This is a genomic window from Deltaproteobacteria bacterium, assembly GCA_009692615.1.
GTDB lineage: Bacteria > Desulfobacterota > Binatia > UBA9968 > UBA9968 > DP-20.
Map to the genome: position 1 here is coordinate 14710 of SHYW01000048.1, position 19949 is coordinate 34658.

21 protein-coding genes and 2 tRNA genes are annotated in these 19949 nt (G+C 56.5%); 13 read left to right on the plus strand and 10 right to left on the minus strand.

Annotated elements, in window-relative coordinates; all coding sequences use genetic code 11:
• Positions 1-54: 54 nt before the first annotated feature.
• Genes EXR70_13095 through EXR70_13110 form a run of 4 tightly spaced genes read left to right on the plus strand, consistent with a single transcriptional unit; the run spans position 55 to position 1416 of the window.
• A complete protein-coding gene (locus EXR70_13095) occupies positions 55-351 on the plus strand; it encodes a hypothetical protein (protein MSP39419.1) in 297 nt (98 codons plus the stop codon).
• A gap of 6 nt (positions 352-357) precedes the next feature.
• Positions 358-732, plus strand: coding sequence for a hypothetical protein (locus EXR70_13100; GenBank protein ID MSP39420.1), 375 nt, complete (start codon positions 358-360; stop codon positions 730-732).
• Positions 733-760: 28 nt separating this feature from the next.
• Positions 761-1054 (plus strand): hypothetical protein, encoded by a 294-nt coding sequence (locus tag EXR70_13105; GenBank protein ID MSP39421.1) that lies wholly within the window; start codon positions 761-763, stop codon positions 1052-1054.
• Positions 1051-1416 (plus strand): hypothetical protein, encoded by a 366-nt coding sequence (locus EXR70_13110; GenBank protein MSP39422.1) that lies wholly within the window; start codon positions 1051-1053, stop codon positions 1414-1416. The genes EXR70_13105 and EXR70_13110 overlap by 4 nt, the downstream gene beginning before the upstream one ends.
• A 411-nt stretch (positions 1417-1827) precedes the next feature.
• Here EXR70_13110 and EXR70_13115 read toward each other — a convergent pair.
• The 7 genes from EXR70_13115 to EXR70_13145 form a co-directional block, all read right to left on the minus strand.
• Positions 1828-1905: transfer RNA gene (locus tag EXR70_13115), tRNA-Glu, on the minus strand.
• Positions 1906-1908: 3 nt separating this feature from the next.
• Positions 1909-1984: transfer RNA gene (locus EXR70_13120), tRNA-Lys, on the minus strand.
• Between the two features lie 99 nt (positions 1985-2083).
• Positions 2084-2920 carry an ABC transporter permease gene (locus EXR70_13125; GenBank protein MSP39423.1) on the minus strand — a complete coding sequence of 279 codons (837 nt, stop codon included), beginning with the start codon at positions 2918-2920 and terminating at the stop codon, positions 2084-2086.
• A gap of 8 nt (positions 2921-2928) precedes the next feature.
• Positions 2929-3846, minus strand: a complete 918-nt coding sequence (locus EXR70_13130; protein ID MSP39424.1) for an ABC transporter permease — start codon at positions 3844-3846, stop codon at positions 2929-2931.
• A 131-nt stretch (positions 3847-3977) separates the two neighbouring features.
• Positions 3978-5345 (minus strand): acetyl-CoA carboxylase biotin carboxylase subunit, encoded by a 1368-nt coding sequence (gene accC, locus EXR70_13135; protein ID MSP39425.1) that lies wholly within the window; start codon positions 5343-5345, stop codon positions 3978-3980.
• A 115-nt stretch (positions 5346-5460) separates the two neighbouring features.
• On the minus strand, positions 5461-5931 hold the full coding sequence (locus EXR70_13140; GenBank protein MSP39426.1) for an acetyl-CoA carboxylase, biotin carboxyl carrier protein: 471 nt from the start codon (positions 5929-5931) through the stop codon (positions 5461-5463).
• 280 nt (positions 5932-6211) lie between these two features.
• Complete coding sequence (locus EXR70_13145; protein ID MSP39427.1) at positions 6212-7807, minus strand: peptide ABC transporter substrate-binding protein; 1596 nt, start codon at positions 7805-7807, stop codon at positions 6212-6214.
• A 69-nt stretch (positions 7808-7876) separates the two neighbouring features.
• Here EXR70_13145 and EXR70_13150 point away from each other — a divergent pair, with 69 nt between their 5' ends.
• The 3 genes from EXR70_13150 (at position 7877) to EXR70_13160 (ending at position 12320) form a co-directional block, all read left to right on the plus strand.
• Positions 7877-8908, plus strand: a complete 1032-nt coding sequence (locus EXR70_13150) for a hypothetical protein (protein MSP39428.1) — start codon at positions 7877-7879, stop codon at positions 8906-8908.
• A gap of 184 nt (positions 8909-9092) precedes the next feature.
• Entirely contained in the window at positions 9093-11339 is a 2247-nt protein-coding gene (locus tag EXR70_13155; protein MSP39429.1) for a xanthine dehydrogenase family protein molybdopterin-binding subunit, read from the plus strand.
• A gap of 30 nt (positions 11340-11369) precedes the next feature.
• On the plus strand, positions 11370-12320 hold the full coding sequence (locus tag EXR70_13160; protein MSP39430.1) for an ABC transporter substrate-binding protein: 951 nt from the start codon (positions 11370-11372) through the stop codon (positions 12318-12320).
• An 8-nt stretch (positions 12321-12328) separates the two neighbouring features.
• On the opposite strand, the gene EXR70_13165 is transcribed toward EXR70_13160, so the two are convergent.
• From EXR70_13165 to EXR70_13175, 3 genes are all read right to left on the minus strand, one after another.
• Complete coding sequence (locus EXR70_13165) at positions 12329-12700, minus strand: clan AA aspartic protease (GenBank protein ID MSP39431.1); 372 nt, start codon at positions 12698-12700, stop codon at positions 12329-12331.
• A 2-nt stretch (positions 12701-12702) separates the two neighbouring features.
• Positions 12703-12975: a hypothetical protein gene (locus EXR70_13170; GenBank protein MSP39432.1), complete on the minus strand. Its 273-nt coding sequence runs from the start codon at positions 12973-12975 to the stop codon at positions 12703-12705.
• 82 nt (positions 12976-13057) lie between these two features.
• A complete protein-coding gene (locus tag EXR70_13175) occupies positions 13058-14050 on the minus strand; it encodes a tripartite tricarboxylate transporter substrate binding protein (GenBank protein ID MSP39433.1) in 993 nt (330 codons plus the stop codon).
• On the opposite strand from EXR70_13175, the gene EXR70_13180 reads away from it, so the two are divergent.
• The 6 genes from EXR70_13180 to EXR70_13205 all read left to right on the plus strand — a co-directional run.
• Entirely contained in the window at positions 13803-15167 is a 1365-nt protein-coding gene (locus EXR70_13180; GenBank protein MSP39434.1) for an ABC transporter substrate-binding protein, read from the plus strand. The two genes, EXR70_13175 and EXR70_13180, sit on opposite strands and share 248 nt — an antisense overlap.
• Before the next feature lie 19 nt (positions 15168-15186).
• Positions 15187-16278 carry an amidohydrolase gene (locus EXR70_13185; protein MSP39435.1) on the plus strand — a complete coding sequence of 364 codons (1092 nt, stop codon included), beginning with the start codon at positions 15187-15189 and terminating at the stop codon, positions 16276-16278.
• A 34-nt stretch (positions 16279-16312) separates the two neighbouring features.
• Positions 16313-17326 (plus strand): ABC transporter substrate-binding protein, encoded by a 1014-nt coding sequence (locus EXR70_13190; protein ID MSP39436.1) that lies wholly within the window; start codon positions 16313-16315, stop codon positions 17324-17326.
• A 53-nt stretch (positions 17327-17379) separates the two neighbouring features.
• Positions 17380-18501, plus strand: coding sequence for an amidohydrolase (locus EXR70_13195; protein ID MSP39437.1), 1122 nt, complete (start codon positions 17380-17382; stop codon positions 18499-18501).
• Positions 18502-18622: 121 nt separating this feature from the next.
• On the plus strand, positions 18623-19459 hold the full coding sequence (purU, locus tag EXR70_13200; protein MSP39438.1) for a formyltetrahydrofolate deformylase: 837 nt from the start codon (positions 18623-18625) through the stop codon (positions 19457-19459).
• A gap of 151 nt (positions 19460-19610) precedes the next feature.
• On the plus strand, positions 19611-19949 hold a 339-nt coding region (locus EXR70_13205), incomplete at its 3' end, for a hypothetical protein (GenBank protein MSP39439.1).

A 19949-nucleotide genomic window follows, 5' to 3' on the forward strand; every position in this document is an offset into this window, starting at 1 on the left:
GGTCGCTGACGACTCTCGAAAATTCTATCATTGCGAAACGATGGACGGTAAACGATGAGCAAAACGCTTAAATGGAGTTTAACGATTCTCTCGTCATTGATTCTGTTCCTTGTGCTGGTCAACATCTTCATCTCTTTGGGCAACCAGTCGATCCAAAGCGAAGTGGGCGAACGCCAGCAGGTGATCGCTCAAACCATTCAACTGGAGAACCTCAACCGCCAACTGATCAGCGTGCTCGCCAACCTGGCGCTCAAGACCAACGATGAAGGTTTGAAAAAAGTGCTCGCCGCCGGCGGCATCAATTTATCGGGCGCCGAGGGCGGGGCCGCGCCGGCGCCGGCCAAGAAATGAGATGTTATGTCTGACGATAGTGAATTGAGCTTGGATAGCAAGGTTGCCGCCGGCGTAGTGAGCGCAAAACCGGCGTCGAATCTGCCGTTCTTGCTGACGCTGATCGCGTTGTTTCTCTATTTTGCGTTTCAGTCGCTGTCGTTGTTTAGCGAGCGCGCTAATATGGGAATGATGAAGGCCAATCAGGACGTGGCGCTGCAAGAAGCCCAGAAAATTCAAAGCCAATTCAAACTGCTGGTGACCAAAACCAGCGAGCTCGCCGGCCAAGGCCACGCCGGCGCGAGAATGATCATGGACGGATTGCAAAAGCAGGGCGTCGGCTTCGCCCCGGAAAGCGCCCCACCCATGCCAGCAACGCCCGTGACTAAGGCGACCAAGTAGCGCCCGTCTCAATTGCAAGGTAGGGATTATGATCAGCCAGCGCGGTTTAAATTTGTTTGGCTTTCTGACCTTGATTCTGGTCTTCGTCAACATGTTTTTGTTGGTCGGCAATCAGTCGCTGCAGCAGAGCGTGGCACAACGCCAACAGGTGATCATGCAAAGCCTGCAAATGCAGGGACCGGCGCGCGAGATCATCGGCGCCATGGCCAACCTGGCGGTGCGCACCGACGACGCCGAGATCAAAAAAGTGCTCGCCAAATACGGCATCACGGTGACGGTCACGCAGCAAAATCCCGCGGAGGCGGCGGTGAAGGGCAAATGAGCGAAGCGAACTTGGAAGACGACGAAGAAGAAACGTCGAGCGAAATCGCTGCGCCGGCCAACGGCAACACCGCGCTCACGCTCGTGGTGTTTTCCTGGTGCGCCTGGATGGTGTTTCAAACCGTCCAGCTAGTGCGCGACCGCGTGCATCTAAACGATCTCAAAGCTAGCCAAGAAGCCGCCCTCCAAGAAGCGACCAAATTCAAAAGCCAAATCGACGGCATCACCGCCGACACCGCCAAACTCGCCGCCGCCGGCAATCCCGCCGCCCAACGCATCGTGCTCGAACTGCGCAAGCGCGGCTTCAAAGTCGGGGGCGAGACCAAGCCCGCGCCGCCGCCAGCTACTCAGCCCGCGAAATAATTCGCCTTCGCGTTCGCATTGCAAGTTTAGTAGGTTGGGTTAGCGAAGCGTGCACCGACGTTACTCTTGAGCGCGTCCGCTTGGTGCTGTCAGCTTGCTTTTGATTCCGCTGGCAAGAGAAAAAAACACTCGGCCTAGTCACAGCGATTAGCGAGCCGAGGACGTCTGGTAATCGGGCCTAACCTTGCTATCTAAAAAATTGTGCCACGAGCTAGGGAGTCGATCATGAGGTTTGTCGATCCGAAAACTTTGAAACAGGTGATCGGTCTTTGGCTCGCCCAGGGAGCGGCGGTTTACACTTTGATCGAAGTCGCTCACCGACGAAAGGAGTTTTCCTTCGTTGTTGCGAGTCGGCCATTGGAACCTTGGGCGAGACCTTTTCGAGTGGCGGTGCTAATTTTTTGAATTCTTTGGCGTCCCCGACGGGATTTGAACCCGTGTTATCGGCGTGAAAGGCCGGTGTCCTGGGCCGAGCTAGACGACGGGGACGTATGGTGAGCCGTGCTGGATTCGAACCAGCGACCCTCTGCTTAAAAGGCAGATGCTCTACCACCTGAGCTAACGGCTCGCTTGTGTAACTGGAACCTTGATTAAATAACGGGAATGACCCGCTAAGTCAAACATTCGAAGGCGATTGGCGACAAAATCATTGTTTGCCGCTCCATGATTATTTTTGTTTTGGGTCGAGCAAATCGCGCAAGCCATTTCCCAATGTGTTGAAGGCGAGAATCGTTAAAAAGATTGCCGCGGCGGGAAAGGCGATGACATGCGGGTGGCTGCGCATAGCGCGATAACCGTCTTGCGCGAGCGTGCCCCAGCTGGTGCCCCAATTGCTGTACGGATCGTTGATGCCGATGCCGATGAAGCTAAGCGTCGATTCGGCGAGGATTGCGGCGGGAATGCTGAAAGTCAACGTGACGATGATCGGTCCGACGATGTTGGGCAGAATGTGACACAAGAGCAGTCGCGCCCGCGATGCACCGAGGGCGGTGGCGCTTTCGACGAAGAGAAACTCTCTCACCTGCAGCACTTGCCCACGGGCGATGCGCGCGAAGCGCACCCAGGAAACCAAGGCGAGGGCGAATAGCAGTCCACCGATGTTCCGGCCGAAGACGAGGGAGAGCAGGATAAAAATTAACATGTCGGGTAGGCCGTAAAAAATATCGACGATGCGCATCATGAATTGATCCCAAACGCCGCCTTTGAAGCCGGCGACCAAACCGTAGGCTGTGCCGATCACCAATGCCAGCAGTGAGGTGCCGAGGCCGACGGTGATCGACACTCTTGCGCCGTAGAACACCCGCGTCAATAAATCGCGACCGAGGCCGTCAGTGCCCATCCAATGAGCCGAGCTGGGATTCTCCAAGAGCCGCTGCTCTTCCAGGCCGCCGGCGGCGTAGGGCGAAATCCACGGCGCCAGCACGGCGATGATAAAAACTAGCGCGAGATAGACAGCGCACAGCGCCAGGATCGGATTGAGTCGATTGAAGTGTGCGTCGCCCATGGGATTGTTTATTGCACCCGAATGCGCGGATCGACGTAGCCGTAGAGCAAGTCGACCAGCAGATTGGTACAGACGAGCAGCGCCGTGTAGACCAACGTGACACCCATGATCAGTGGATAGTCGCGATCGGTGACGGCGGTGATGAAAAATCGCCCCATGCCGGGAATGGCGAAAACATACTCGACAACGAACGAGCCGGTGAGCAGCGCGGCGGCAAGCGGTCCCATGACGGTGAGAACGGGAATCAGCGAGTGGCAGAGCGCATGTTTGCCTAGCACGACCGATTCTTTCAGCCCTTTAGCGCGGGCGGTGCGAACGAAATCTTCGCCGAGGGTTTCGATCAAAGTCGAGCGCAGCAATGCGGCGAGATAAGCGGCCGGCGCGGCGCCTAATGTGATCATCGGCAATATCGCACTCAAGCCGTCGTCCCAGCGGCCGACTTGGAGCCAGCCCAATTTGAGCGCGACGAGCCAGATCAAGAACGCGCCCAAAAGAAAATTGGGCAAGGAGATACCCAGCGTGGCGACAAACATGCACAGCCGATCGATGGCCGAGTTGCGAAAGTAAGCGGCGAGCAAGCCGGCGGGCAAGGCGATCAGCAGCGCGAAGAGAATCGCCAGACCGCCAAGCACGGCGGAGGTCGGTAACGTGTCGGCGATGATCGCGCTGACGCCGCGGTCGAGATATTTATACGACGGGCCGAAATCGCCCTGGGCGATGCCCGATAGATAGCGCAAATACTGCTGCCACACCGGTTCGTCGAGATGATATTTGGCCTCGAGATTGGCGATCACTTCGGGTGGCAACTTGCGTTCGCTATCGAAGGGGCCGCCTGGGGCGACTCGCAACAGGGCGAACGTCAGTGTGGCGACGACCCAAATAACCAGTATGCCGTGAAACAAACGTTTTAGCAGAAGCGTAATCATGTCGCGCCCGTCTAACTATTTCAGCGCACAGAGCGTGAAGGCAAATACGACTTCACCACGAAGGTTTCAAATCGTTCGGACAATTTTTGTTGCGAACTTCGTGATCTTCGTGGTGAATACAAATCCCGTCATTATCCAGTTATCGACGCATCGTACTCTTCCAGTTTCTTTTCCAGCCAACGGGTGTTGACGGCGCCGCTGCGGTAATCGGCGTCGGCGATGACGACCTTTAGAAACGGAATCAGCGTATCGATGCCGCTGACGTGGAAGTTTTCCAGCGCTCGGTTGGTTTGGTCCGCCGACTCGATGCGGCTGTTGGCGTGGACGATTAGTTTGGCTAACAGCGAATCGTAATAGGGCGGCACGAAGTAGCCGGAGTAACAGTGCGTGTCGAGGCGGATGCCCGGACCGACAGGTCCTTGCCAATTTGAAATTAAGCCGGGGCAGGGGCGAAAGCCATGTTGCGGCGACTCGGCGGTGATGCGGCATTCGATGGCGTGGCCGGTAAATTTGATATCGGACTGTTTGAAGGGAAGCGGCTCGCCGCGTGCGATTAGCAACTGTTGCGCGACTAGATCGATGCCGGTGATCATTTCGGTGACCGGATGCTCGACCTGGATGCGCGTGTTCATCTCCAAAAAATAGTAAGCATGGGTGTCGTTGTCGTAGATAAACTCAATCGTGCCGGCGCTTTGATAACCGATGCTGCGCGCCAGCTTCGCCGCCGCGTGGCACATTTGCTGGCGCACTTCGAGCGGCACGGCGTAGGCTGGCGCTTCTTCGACGATCTTTTGATGGCGCCGCTGCAAGGAACAGTCGCGCTCGCCCAAGTGAATCACGTTGCCGTGCTGATCGCCGAGGATCTGTACTTCGATGTGGCGCGCGTTGCCGACGTAACGTTCCATGTAGAGCGTATCGTTGCCGAAGGCGGAGCGCGCTTCCGCCGCCGCCGTGCGAAAACTATCTTCGATCTCGTTTTCATTCCAGACCAGTTTGATGCCGCGCCCGCCGCCGCCCGCCGAAGCTTTGAGTAGCAGTGGGAAGCCGATTTCTTTGGACAGCTGTCTGGCTTCGTGCGGATTGCGCGCGTGGTCCGAGCCCGGCACCAACGGCACGCCGGCGCCACGGGCGATTTTGCGCGCTTCGAGTTTATCGCCCATCATAGTGATGTTTTCCGCGCTCGGTCCGACGAAAGTGATTTTGTTGTCGACGCAAGCCTGAGCCAACGATGCCCGCTCGGAAAGAAATCCATAGCCAGGGTGCAGCGCGTCGCAGCCGGTGCCGTGGGCCGCAGCGATGACGTTCTCGACTTTTAGATAACTGTCGGTGGAGCGCGCCGGGCCGATGCAGACGGCGCGATCGGCCATCTTGGCGGCCATGCTTTCGCGGTCGGCGTCGGAAACCGCGGCGACGGTTTCGATGCCCAAACTTTGACAAGCGCGAATCACGCGCACGGCAATCTCGCCGCGGTTGGCGACCAATACTCGGCTAACGCTCATGGATGCTCCTGAAAAGAATTACCGTACTGCCCCAATGCGGCAAGGGCAGGTTTCAAACCTGCCCCTACATTCGCAATCGAACTTGACCTGCTGCGCTTGGTAAATCCCAAAACGATTACGGTTTGACGATGATCAAAACCTGACCGAACTCGACGAAACCGCCGTTGGGTGCGACGACTTCGACGACGGTGCCTTTGACGCCGGCGCGCACGCTGTTGAAAACTTTCATGACTTCGATCAGACCGCAGGTGGTGTCTTGGGTGACTTGCTGGCCGACCGCGACGAATGGCGGCGCGCCGGGCTCGGGCGCGACGTAGAAAGTTCCCAGGATCGGAGCCGTGACCGCAAGATGGCCAGCTGGAATCACCGCTTTCGCCGCTGCAGGTGCGGCGCTCGCGGCAACCGGCTTCGATGCGACCGCCGGCGCCGTACCCACCACCATCGGCTGTGCGCTTCCCGCCAACGGGATCGGATCGCCTTTGCTGACGGTGATTTTCAATTCGCCGACTTCGAGCTGAAAGTAGTCGAACTTCGACTCGTCGATCAATTTTAAAATATGCAAAACATCATCTTCGCTGAGTTCCATGACTTCTACCTTTCTCTTGGGTGAATCTGTGACAGCTGTTGGCCGCGTTGCCGACCCTCTCCGCAACTAACATGATTTTGCTGCGGATGGCAAATTCTCAACGTGAGAATTACTGCCCTTGGGCGCGGACGGCCAATTCAAACCCGCACCCTTTGTGGTGAACAATCTACTCACTTAGTTCTGCGCAGGGTGTAGGGTGCGCTACGCGCACCATCGAACGAATGGTGCGCAAGCGCACCCGACAAATTCTTGGATGCCTTGAGGCGGCACTTCAAGCGTGTCATTTACCAACTGGTCGGACATTGCGCAAATCCATCCGCGCCATGGAGTTGTATTCCAGGCCGGTGAATTTGGGGTTGAGCATCGTCGCTTCGGCTTTCCAATAGAGCGGCACGATGGCGGCGTCGGTCTCGGTCAAAAGTTTTTGCGCTCCGTCGTAGATCTGCGCGCGCTTGGCGTTGTCGGATTCGCTGGCGGCCTGTTCGAGCATTTGGTCGTATTTCGGATTCTTCCAGCGGCCATGGTTGTTGCCGCTGTTGGATGTGAAGAGCTTCATGAAGTTGTCGGGATCGGGATAGTCGGCGCCCCAGCCGGCGCGATGAACCACGAAGGGATCGTTCTGGAGTTTTTTTAGATAAACTTTCCACTCCTGGTTTTCGACCTTCACCACCACGTTCAAATGCTTTTGCCACATGCTCTGCACCGCTTCGGCGACCAGCTTGTTGTCGTCAAGCGTGTTATAGCCCAATGTAATCGGCGCCAGCCCTTTGCCGTCGGGATAACCGGCTTCGCTCAGTAGGCGGCGCGCTTCGCTAGGATTGAATGGCAGGCCGATTTTCGCGTTATGCGCGAGCATAGCCGGCGGGATCCAAGATGTCGCCGGCGTTTGGCCGCCCTGAAGGATTTTCGGAAAAACCTCGCGGTCGATCGCCATGGCGAAGGCTTTGCGCAGTTTGGGATTATCAAAAGGCTTGCGGTCCAAGGCGAAGCCGTAATATTCGCCGCGCAGTTGCGGCACTAGCTTGTAGCCCGCCATTTTTGCCAGGCGCGGCTTGTCCAACGGCGGAATGCTGTGATCGTCCATGAAATCTAGATTGCCCTGCTCATACATCGTCATCGCGGTGGTTTTCTCGTTAACCATGTACATGGTCACTTTATCGATCGCCGGTTTGCCGCGAAAAAAACTTGGATTGGCGCCCAGCTCGATTTCATTTTCATGTTTCCACGACGCCAAACGAAAGGGACCGTTGGTGACGATGTTCGCCGGCTCGGTCCAGCGCGTGTCGTGCTTCTCGAAGACATCTTGGCGCTGCGGGTAGGTAACTTCGAAGGTGGTGATGGCAAGAAAATAGGCCGCCGGGTGGCGCAGCGTGACGACGAGAGTCTGATCGTCCTCGGCCCTGACGCCGACGGTTGCTGGATCTTTGAGTTTGCCCTCGGCGTATTCTTGGGCGTTGACGATGTCGAAAAGAATGTAAGCGTATTGCGACGCGGTCTTGGGATTGAGCAAACGCTTCCAGGAATATTCGAAATCCTGGGCGCGGACCTTTTTACCGTCGGTCCATTGAACATCGTCGCGCAGATGAAAAATAATTTTTTTGCCGCCGTCGAGCTGCTCCCATGACTTGGCGATCACCGGCGCCGGCTGCAACTCTTTGTCGAACTCGGTGAGGCCGACCATGAGATTCGAAATCACGTTGAACGACACATGATCGGTGGCGATGGACCAGTCGAGGCTCGGCGGCTCGGTGCCGAGATTGACGCGGAAATGATTGGCCGCGCCGTCTTTGGGCGCGGACTTGCAGGCGCCAAGAAACAGCGCCAAGCCGATGACCAAAAAAGTTACTGTGCTGCGAAATGTCTTAGCTCTAATCATTCTTGCGTGTCTGCGGTTTAGCCGGTATTAGTAGCGCAATAACGATATTCCTTCAAGAAAGAAGTGCCGATGGACGCAAAAGATTTATTGATGAACAGCCTGGTGATCGAAGGCCACCGCGACGTTTATGAGCAGATCTATCGTAAATCGATCGGCGAAGAAGCACCGATCCGCGACGGTGTGGCGCCGCGGCTGATCCGTGACGGCATCAATATGACGGTCTACGCGATCTCGGGCGATTCCTATTCGCACTCGCAGAACACCGGGCGCTATCTGGAAACCGCGCTGGAACAGATCGATCAATTTCTCGAAGAGGCGCCGCGCTCCGAAGGCATGATCCAGATGGTCAAAACGCGCGGCGATTTGCCGGAGAAAGGGGCGCCGGGCAGCGTTAAATTTTTATTGCACTTCGAAGGCTGCATGCCGCTGCGCGGTAGTATCGAGAACCTGCGCAGTTTTTATCGGCTTGGGCTGCGCTCGATTCAACCGGTGTGGAATTTTCGTAATGAGCTGGGCGACGGCGTCTGGGAAAACCGCACCGGCGGCGGGCTGACCAACTTCGGCGTGCAGGTGATCAAAGAAGCCAACCGTTTGGGCATGATCGTTGATCTGTCGCACATGAACCGCGAAGGTTTTTTTCAAACACTCGACGTCGCCACCGCTCCGCTACTCGTGAGTCACGCCAACGCCTGCGGCATGCTCAAGAACCCGCGCAACTTAGACGACGAACAAATCAAAGCGATCGCCAAGCAGGGCGGTCTGGTCGGTATCCTAGCATTGCCTGAACGAGTGAAGGAAGGCGAGGCGGATATCGAAGATATGCTCAAGCACATGGACTACATGATCAAGCTCGTCGGCATCGAGCATCTCGCCCTGGGCATGGACTTCGTCAAGTACGACGGGCCGCGCACGCTCAAAGACCGCCATCATCCGCTGCACAAGGATCCGCTGATCAAAGGCTTCGAAGAAATCGAAGATCTGCCCAACATGATCGACGGCCTGCAACGCCACGGCTACAAGGATGACGAGATCAAGATGATCCTCGGCGGGAATTATTTGCGCGTGTTGAAGACGATCTTGCCGGAACAGTCGGTGATCTAAATTCTTACAAGCCTAATTTGGCACTGATGTCGACATTCCCAACTCTTTTGCGAAGGATTCCATCCTCCCCCTCGAGGGAGGAGGACAGAGGTGGGGGCGTTCTTCGTTGCAATAACCTGCGTAGCACCCCCATCCTAACCTTCCCCCTTCGAGGGGGAAGGAATCGGTCAGGGCGAATATCAAGATGACCGTCGGCGTTTCCGTTCCACGCATCGACGGCGTCGACAAAGTCACCGGTGCGGCGAAGTTTACCGGCGATTTAACTTTTCCCCATCTCCTTGAAGCGAAAGTTCTGCGCAGTCCGCTGCCGCACGCGGAAATTATTTCCATCGACGCCAGCAAAGCTGAAGCACTGCCTGGCGTGATCGCGGTGCTGACACGCGACGATCTCCATGACATCGATCCCTACTATGGCAACTGTCTGCGCGACCGCGCCGTGGTGGCGACGGATCGCGTGCGTTTTGTCGGCGAACCGGTGACGGTTGTCGCCGCGGAAGATGCGCTGATTGCTGAAGCAGCCTTGGCGCTGATCGAAGTTCAATACAAAGAGCTGCCATGCATCGCCGACATCGACGCCGCCCTCGCCGAAGGCGCGCCGCTGGTCCATGAACACCAGGCTGGGAGCGGCGAGTTTCACGATGTCGCGGGAGTCGGGGAACAATTCGGCGGTAATATTTGTCACCGCGAACGTTTCACCAAAGGCGATCCCGACAAAGCGTTTGCCGACGCCGACGAGATTGTCGATGAGACGTTCGAGTTTCCGATGGTCTATCAGTACGCCATGGAACCGCACAGCGCGGTGGCGCGGGTCACGCGCGACGGCATTACGCTGTGGAGTTCGTCGGCCCATCCCTTTTTGGTGCGCTCCGAGTTGGCGCATATGTTCGGCTATCCCCACGCCAAAGTTGCAGTGATTGTGCCCTACGTCGGCGGCGCTTATGGCAGCAAGTCCTATTTCAAGATCGAACCTCTCGCCGTCGCCATCGCGCGCAAGTGCGGCGGTCGACCGGTGCGGGTGGTGCAAAGCGTCGCCGAATCGATGTTGACCACCCGGCGCCACTCGGCGCGGGTTCGCATGAAGACCGGTATTAAACGCGACGGCACTTTGGTGGCACGCGAAGCGCAGGTGCTGATGGACACCGGCGCCTACACCGACAACGGCCCGCGCGTCGCCAAGCGCGCGATTAGCCGAATGATCGGTCCGTATAAGTTAGCCCACTGCAAAGTCGACGTGTTGGCGCTTTACACCAATACCGTTCCCGCCGGTTCCATGCGTTCCATCGCCGGGCCGCAATGCATCTGGGCGCTGGAATCGCACATGGATTCCATCGCTGCGCGCGTCGGCGTCGATCCGATGGAGTATCGCCTGCGTTATCTGCTTGATCGTGGCGCCGTGCTTAAGCCCGGCGCCACCACGATCGATGCCGACTTGCGTGCAGGTACGAAAGCCGCAATGGCGTCGCTCAATTGGCAAAACGGCGCAGCCGGTGTCGCCGTCGGCGTGTCCGACTCGGAAGCGATGCCGGTGTCGGTGGCGTTGATTCGCCTGCTCGCCGACGGCAGCGTGATCTTGCTCGCCGGCACGACGGAGGTAGGGCAGGGCGCGCGCACGATTCTCAGTCAAATCGTCGCCCAAGAATTGTCGATGCCGATGAGCAAAATCACCATGCGCGGCACCGACACATTGAACACTCCTTTCGACCGCTCCACCGGCGCCAGCCGTTCGACCACGGTGATGGGCAGCGCCGTCAAAGCCGCGGCGGAAGATTTGCGCAAGCAATTAATCGCCGCCGCCGCGGAAGCGTTTAAAACGCCCGCGAACACGATCACGATCGCGAACGGCCACGCAGGCAGCGGCGATCAATCGCTCACCTACGGTCAAGTCGTCAGCAAGTTCTTCGGCATGCCCGGCGGCGAACTTATCGGCCGTGGTTACATGCGGCCGGATGGCGCGCTGGGAAAAACTTTCCCATTGTTTTGGGAAACCGGCATGGGCGCGGCAGAGATTTCGGTCGACGCTGAAACCGGCAAGATTGAAATCGAGCGTTACGTCACCGTCGCTGACGTTGGCAAGGCGATTCATCCGCAACAAGCCGAAGGACAGGACGAAGGCGCGGCGATGCAGGGCCTCGGTCACAGTTTGTTCGAGTCGCTCGAATTCGACAACGGCCAGCCGCTCAACGCTAACTTGGTCGATTATCGTCTGCCACGCTTCACCGACCTACCGCGCCATTTCGAATCGGCGCTGATCGAAAATCACGACGGCCCCGGCCCCTATGGCGCGAAAGGGATGGGCGAATCTGGTATAGTGTCGATCGCACCGGCCATCGGCAACGCGCTCTATCGCGCCACCGGCGCGCGGGTGCGCGATTTGCCGCTGACTCCCGAGCGGGTGTGGCGCGCACTCAAGAAGAAAACCTCGGAAATCTAACCGACCGACTTATTTGCAAGGAGCGTTCAGATGAAATCGAAACTGTTGGCGGTCGCTGTCGCGTTGTTGGGGTTGAGTTCTCTGGCACAGCCTTCGCAGGCGAAGATCGTGGTCGGCTTGTCGTCGGTCAACATCGCATTCCTGCCCATCTATGTTTCGCAAGAAAGAAATTTCTTCAAAGACGAAGGTCTCGATGTCGTGTTCGTCATGTTCAACGCCGGCTCGACCAATTTGCAAGCTTTGATGGGCGGCGATGTCCAGATGATGGGTAGCGCCTTTGTTGAGACTCTTGGCGGGAGGGCGGCCGGCTTTGACATCAAGAATTTCTGGGGCATCTGCAACTCGATGCCTTTCGAACTTTATTCGCATGGAAATTTCCGCTCGTTGAAAGAATCGAAAGGCAAGCGCTTCGCCATCAGCCGCTTCGGCTCGCTCACGGATTTTCTCACGCGCGCGACGTTGCAACACCATGGCGTCGATCCGAAAGACGTGACCATCCTGCAGATTGGCAGCACCCCGGCCCGCTTCGCGGCTCTATCGGCCGGCGCCGTCGATGCCTCGGTGATGTGGTTTCCCGTCACCGAGATCGCCAAGAGCCAGGGCTTTCGAAAACTTTTCGATCTCAAGGATATTTTCCCCGAGTGGCCGTACGAGACCTTCGCAGCCCGCGAATCTTGGCTCGCCAAAGAGAAAAACGATGTGACGAAATTCTTGCGCGCCTATCAACGCGGCGTCAAGCATACTTGGGATAACAAGGACGACTCGGTGAAGATTATGCGCAAGTATGTCAAGATGGACCCTGGCTACGCGCCGGCTGGTTACGATCAGTACCGCAACACGTTTCCGCTAAACGGCGTCATCGCCGAGAAACCGATCGCGACGGTGATCGAGCAAGAGTTTGACAACGGCCGGCTAAAAAGAAAAATCACCACCGAGGAAATGATCGACCGCACGTTCATCCATTTGTTGGGCGGGAAGTGAGTTTTCGATTATGGAATCGCGCTAATAGTCACGATTCCACCGGCGGGAACGTCGATTCGTAGTGAATGGCGGTCGAGCAGGCTCATGCCGACTAGCGGTTCGGTATCCGCGGATTCCACTTCGACGGTCCGCAGCCGACCATCCCACATCAGAGTAGCGACGAAGGCATCGAACACGTCGATGCTGCCATCCTCTAACACGCCTGGCTGGCGACTTATCCATGAAAGTTCAAGCGCGGCGATACGCGCCGGCGGCAAGGTTAAAAATCCGGTGAAACCGGTATCGATGATCGCCTCAATATCCTGCTGCTTGCCGCCAGGCCCGCTAACCACCAGATGAATGGTCGCTTCACGCTTGATGTTGACGACGCCAGAGATCACTTTCAATCAGCCGCGGCTGGACGAACGCCGAAGCGATGGACACCGCGATGGCCGATGCGTACACACCAAATTTGCGCTTGCGGATGATGGGCCCGGAGTTTTTCTGAAGCGGTCAGCGTATCTTCACCGAGTTCGTACGCACCGCTGTCGATATCGATCGCAACGATCTCGCCGTGATTAGACTTTTCGATCTTTGGGCGGATTTGCTGCTCGTACATCGCGGTGCCGCGGCGAGCGAACTCGGCTTTGTCATAACGTGGTTGCAGTGCATTCATATATTCCCCGTTTACGACCGTTCCTTTGGCGAAATTCAGTTTAACGGAAACGGGCTGCATGTGAAACTAGGCATTATGCTGGCTATTTGATCAGCCCCGCCTTTTTGGCGATCTGCTCCACGGTTCGATGTTCCTCGCGGATTTCCGCGATCAACTTCTCCGGCGTTACGTAGTCGGCGACCATGCCGAGGTTGGCCAGCCGGCCCGCGGTGGTTGGATCTTTGATGACTTTCTCTAGTGCCGCGATCAACGCCTTCGACACTTCAGCCGGCACGCCCGCGGGGGCGAAGAATGCCGCCCAAACACCGAGCAAGTTTTGCTTGTATCCCAACTGTGCCAGCGTCGGTATCTGAGGAAACTCGGGCATATGACTCGATGCCACGATGCCCCTCATGGTTCCCGCTTTGAGATGCTCCGCGACCACGCCTTGAGCGGCGGCGGCGCCTTCGATGTGTCCGCCCAGCGCGGCGGTGACCGCCGGACCGGCGCCTTTGAATGGAATCATCGTCATATCGGCTGGGCTCAGCGAGTTGACGATCTCGACGGTGAAATGGCCCACCGAGCCGGGACCGACGGTGCCGATGCGAATGTTGCCTGGGTTTTTCTTGCCGTACTCCACCATCTCGGCGAAATTTTTGAACGGCACGTCTTTGTGCACTGCCAAGACGATGGGGGTGCGCACAGCCATGCCCAACGGCGTTAAATCTTTGAATGGATCGTAGGGCACGGTCTCGGGCGTGAGAATTCGATTGAACACCAACGACGCGTTATTGGTGATTAGAATTGTGTAACCATCTTTCGCCGACTTCACCGCGCTGTCAGTGCCGATGGTGCCGCCGGCGCCCGGACGATTGATCGCGACGACGGGAACTTTGAGCAGCTTAGACAGCCCTTCACCGATGGTGCGGCCGGCAACATCAGTGGCGTCGCCGGGGGCGAGGGGAATGATTAAATTGATCGGCTGCTTTGGATACGCTTGCGGCGAGGCTAGCGTTGGCAGCAACAAAACCAGCGCTAAGGTGAATAGAGCATGGATGCGATTTGACATAAGATATCTCCTCTTAAGCTTGGCCATAACGCCAATGAGCGGTCGCTGTCAATCGAGAATGGTTCGATTGACAGCAACAGGGGGCTTTGTTATCCGATCAAGTAGCGTTATCGATTTGGAGATTGAAGATTCAATGCCGATTAAACGTTGGTTCCTAGCGATGCTCTTTTTCGCATTACTGTTGCCACAGATTGCCGCGGCCCAGACTCGCACCAAAGTAGTGATCGGCTACGCGTCGATGAGTACGGTGGCGACGACTTTATGGGTGTCGCAGGAAAAAGGCTTCTTCGCGAAAAACGGTCTCGAGGTCCAGTCGATCTTCATTCCCGGCTCGCCGACGTTGATCGCCACATTGAATACCGGCGACGTGCAATTCGGCTACACCGGCGGCACCGCGACCTTGGGTGCCGCGGTGGGCGGTTTGGATTTAAAGATTATCGCGGCGTTTGCCAACATTGCCCAGAGCGATCTGGTGGTACGGCCGGAGATCAAAACCGCCAACGATCTAAAAGGCAAGCGCATCGGCGTGACCAGCATCGGCGGCACCGGTTGGATGACGGCGATGCTGGGTTTGGAACAGATTGGTTTAAACGCGGAACGGGATCGTATTTCCGTAGCCGCTTTTGGCGACCAAAGAGTGATCACCCAAGCGCTCGAGTCTGGCACGATCCAGGGCGCCGCCATCGCCGGCGTATTTGGCCGGCGCTTGAAGCGCAACGGTTACAACTTTCTCGGCGATACGGAAAAGATTTCGCTGGTCGGCACGAGCATCGTCGCCAAGAGTGATTATCTGGCGAGCCACAATGCGCTCACGCGCAGCGTGTTGCGTGGTCTAGTCGAGGGGCATGGTTACATGCTCAATGCGGGGAACAAATCCTCGGTGATGGAAATCATCACCCGCCGTCTTGGCATCGCCGATCCAGTCTCGGCCAACGACGGTTATGAAGATTATGTGCGGCGTTCGGACAAAAAGGGTTTCGTGTTGCTCGAAGGACTGAAGAACATTCAGCGCTTCATGAAGCTGCGCAATCCGAAGATCGCCGAGATAAATCTGGAAAAACTGATCGACGAAACAATTTTGCAGGAATTGGAAAAGAGCGGCTTACTCGACCAGGCGCTGGGCGGCAAAAACGTCGCACGCTAACAATTGGGAGGAATGTACCATGGCAATTGACGGCATGAAGGTGATCGATCTCGATAGTCACTTGGTGGGCGACTTGGAGAGTTGGGATCAGACGGTGGAAGCCAAGTATAAAGAATTTTTACCGCGCAAACTGCCGACCAAAGATGACGAGCGGCGCAAAACCTTGATCGGCAATCAGATCATGGTCGGCTCGGAACTGGGCCGGCAAAAAGCCGAGAAAAAAGAGTGGGTGACTCCCGCCGATCTTACGCCTCAAGGGCGTGTGCGTAATATGGACTTGGACGGCATCGACGTCGCGGTGCTGTCGCCCAATTCGCCGGCCCTCGATATTCTCTGGTTCGTCGACGACGCCGAGCTCGGCGCCGCCTATGCGCGGGCGCAGAACAATTACATGAACTGGTACGCTTCTCAGCAACCGGGCCGGCTCATGTGGGCCGGCGTGATTCCGCTGCAAGACCCCAAGGAAGCGATCAAAGAATTGCATCGCTCGCGCGAACTCGGCAGCAAGGCGCTCAACGTCAAAGCGACGCCGATCCCCGGCAAGGAATGGTCCGATCCGTACTTCGATCCGATCTTCGACGAGCTAGAGAAAACCAAGACGCCGATCATCTTTCACGATACCAAGACCGGCTCCATGGGCCATGAACGTTTCGCCGATAATTTTTTCTTTTCCCACATGGTCGGGCGCACCATCGAGAGCATGGTTTGTCTGATGGTTTATCTGTGCGGCGGCGTCATGGAAAAGCATCCCGACTTGAAAATCATCTGCCTGGAAACCGGCGCGTCGCAAATGCCTTGGTGGATTTCCCGCATGGACGAGCACTTCGAGAAGCTGCCCCATCTGGTGCCGTGGCAGAAGCGCAAGCCGACGGATATTTTCAATGAGAGTGTGTTCGTCGGCTGCGAGCCTTTTGAAGACGCATTGTTCGAATGGGCGGTGGAATATTTAGGCGGCGACCGACTGGTACTGGCTACGGATTCGCCGCACTGGGATTCCGCCGTGCCGGGACAGGTGACCGGCCCGGTGGCCAACAGCACCAAGATTTCCCAAGAGAACAAACGCAAAGTGCTTGGTGAAAATGCCATCAAGTTGCTGGGACTGGGACTTTGACGGTTTGTCGTTTTACGGTGAATGAGGAGGCCGCATGAGTGGTTTGATCTTGGCAGTTGTTTTCGTTTTCGGTGTCATGACTGCTCAACAAAATGCTTTCGCCGCAGCTGCGGGAAAGAAACTCGTGATCGCCTATGCCGCCATGAACGCGCGGGTCTGTCCGCTCTGGGCGCCGCGTGAGCGCGGCTTCTTCACCAAGTATGGTTTTGACGCCGAGACCTTGTTTGTGCGCGGCGCGCCGACCTTGGTATCCGCCATGGCCTCCAATGAAATCGAGATAGGTTACACCGGCGGTACGGCGGTGATCGGCGCGGTGGCATCGGGCGCCGATCTCAAAGTTCTATCCGCCCTGACCAATCGCGTTACCTATGACTTGGTAGTTAGACCGGGAATCAAATCACCTGAAGATTTGCGCGGAAAAATATTTGGCGTGCAGTCGATCGGTGGCACTGTGTGGATGGGTGCGATCTTGGCCCTCGAACATCTCGGTCTCGATCCCGAGCGCGATAAGATCCGCATCATCGCCGCAGGCGACCAAACCGTGCTCGCCCAGGCATTGGCCAGCGGCACAATCGATGCGACGGTTCTCGACGGCGTGCAGAGCCGTCCATTGCATGCAAAAGGATTTCCGATTCTCGCCGAGCTCGACAAGACGAGGTTGCCAATTTTGAGCTCGTCGATCGTCGCACGCGAACCCTATATTCAAAAGAATCCACAGGTAGTCGAGAACGTGATGCGGGCAGTGATCGAAGGCGCGGCGTTCTGTCTGTCACCGTCTCAAAAGCCAACCACACTGAAGATCCTGCAAAAATATTTGCGCATCACGGAGAAAGACGCGGAAGAGGGTTACCGAGACATGGTCACCGGCCTCGACCGCAAGCCGTACGCCGCGCCTGCGGGAGTCACCAACGTCGTGCGCCTGATGAAACGGACCAATCCAAAAGTTGAAAACGTCAAACCCGAAACACTAATCGACGACCGCATACTCAAGAAGCTCGATCAGAGCGGATTTATCGACGAGATACTGACGAAGTATGGCGTGAAATGAATCGTGTTCGTCGCTCGTGATCGTGTTCGTGAAAGAATACTGCCGACAACGGCGTGATGGAGCTGCTAAGGAATATGACGATGTACATCGATGGCGATACGCACTACTGGCCACTGCGCTTTCTCGACAAGGTGAAACATTCGGGCAAGGGTTACCTCGAAGTCGTCGAAGACAAGGGCGATATGGTGCGCTACGGCGAAGTCGTGCCGGGAAAGGTCGCGACTTATTTCCGGGACGGGAAGAAGGTTCATTCGTTCAAGGAAGGACGTTGGAGCATCGCCCTGCGCGCCGAGTTCATGAAAAAAGATGGTTTCGATAAGCAGGTTTTGATTCCGGACAACCGGCCGTTGATTTACGAGTGCGATGCCGAATTGGGCAGACAGCTGGCGCGCGCTTACAACGATACCGTTGCTGAAGATATCCAGGGTGACGATCGCTTCATCGGCTGCGCCTGGATTTACTTGCCGGATATCAAAGAGTCGGTCAAAGAATTACGCCGCTCGGTGAAAGAGCTGGGTCTCAAGGCGGTTAAGTTCAACGGCGGTTGGGGCGACGGCGATCTCGATAGCGAAGTCTTGTACCCGCTCTATGAAGAGATCGCCGATTTAAATATTCCAATCTTGCTCCATCCCGCCGCGCGCGTGTACGAAGCCCAACATAGCCACCCGTGGCTGGTCGGCAGCGAACGTTTTCAAGGCTATCAACATTTCCCCACCGCGCTCGGCTTTCCGCTCACCTACATGGTCAGCGCCGCGCGTTTGATCTTCGGCGGCGTGCTCGATCGTTTCCCGAGTTTGAAGTTCGGTTACTTCGAAGGCGGCATCGGTTGGGTACCCTGGCTCATGCACACGCTGGACGCGCATATGCCCAACGAGAATATGGTGTCCGTGTCGGTTCAACAATTTTTCGAGGGTAAACAAGCCATCAAGAAACTTCCCAGCCAATACTTCAAACAATTCTACATCGCCTGCGTTTCCTGGGAGACTTACATCGCCGACACTGTTAACGGCTGGCCCAACCACAACATCATCATCGGCAGCGACTTCGACCACGGCGACGCCGTCGCGACTTGGCCGCGGACGGTAGACGTAATCAAGCGGATGTCGAGTTTATCGGCCGTCGATAAAGAGAAAGTGTTGGGCGGTAACGCGATGAAGATGTTTAAGCTGAATTGATGGTCATCGTCACTGCCGGAACACACCGTGTTAGCGCGTTACGATCAACAGGCATTGCTAGTTTATCTCTACCTGGCCGCGTGTCACACTTGCGCCATTCTCGTCTGATCGGAGCTTTTCCGTGCCCTCGAATATTTTAAGAATCGACTGTCCCGACGAGCCGGGACTCGTCCACAAAATCACCGGCGTGCTCTTCAACGCCGGTTACAACATTCTTAGCAATCAAGAGTTCGTCGATTTGGAAGGCAAGCGTTTCTTCATGCGCACGGCGTTTGAAGGGCCGGCGGTGCCGAACACCGTGGTCTCCTACCTAGAGCAGATGTTGCCGAAAGACTCCGTGGTGAAATTAGTCTCGGCGGAGCGCCAGCCGATTGTGATTCTGGCGACAACCGAGGCCCATTGCTTGGGCGATCTATTGATTCGCCACTATTCCGGCGAGTTGCCGGCTGAGATCAAAGCAGTGGTGGCCAATCATGAAACGCTCGGCTCATTGGTGAAATCCTTCGGCATTCCGTTTCACTGCGTCAGCCACAAAGATTTAGAGCGCACCGAACATGAGAAGCGGGTCATGGACGCGATCGATTCCCACGGGCCGGAATATCTTGTGCTCGCCAAGTACATGCGCATACTGACGCCGGCGTTTGTCTCGCACTATCGCAATCGGGTAATCAACATTCACCATTCCTTCCTGCCGGCGTTCATCGGCGCTAAGCCCTATCATCAAGCCTACGATCGCGGCGTGAAAATCATCGGCGCCACCGCGCATATCGTCACCGACGATCTCGATACCGGGCCGATCATCGCCCAGAGCACGATCCCGGTGAATCATACTTATACGGCGGCGGCGATGGTGCAGGCGGGCCGGGACGCGGAAAAGATCACTTTGGCGAAAGCCGTGAAGCTCATTCTCGAAGAGCGGGTATTTTTGCACGGTAACCGTTCGGTGGTGTTCGAATGATTCTTGGTCAGTGCTGCCACAATTGGGAAAGATTCCTCGGCGCACCCGCGCCTCTGATTGTGGAGTGAATCGAGCTTGTCAATTGACAACGCCGGGTCCATCCGATAAATCTTTTGCATAAAATATTTCATAATTTAGCGAGGAGGCCTACATGGCGAAGGATTTGAGGACTTTTATTGCCGATTGCCAGCGCGAACTGCCTGGCGAGGTGATTCACATAACCAAAGAGGTGAATCCGGCGAACTACGATGTCACCGCGATCATCAAGCATCTCGGCGCGCAGAAGCGCTTTCCGATCATCATTTTCGACAACCCGCTCAATTTGAACGGCAAAGTCGGGCCGATCAAGCTGACCATGAACTGCGAAATCTCCCAGGGCAAAACTCAGATTGCGCTGGGCATGCCGCGCAATTCCACTCGTCCTGAGATGGCCGATAAGTGTCTTGAGATGGAAGAGCATCGGGTACCGCCGACCATCGTCAGCCGCAAG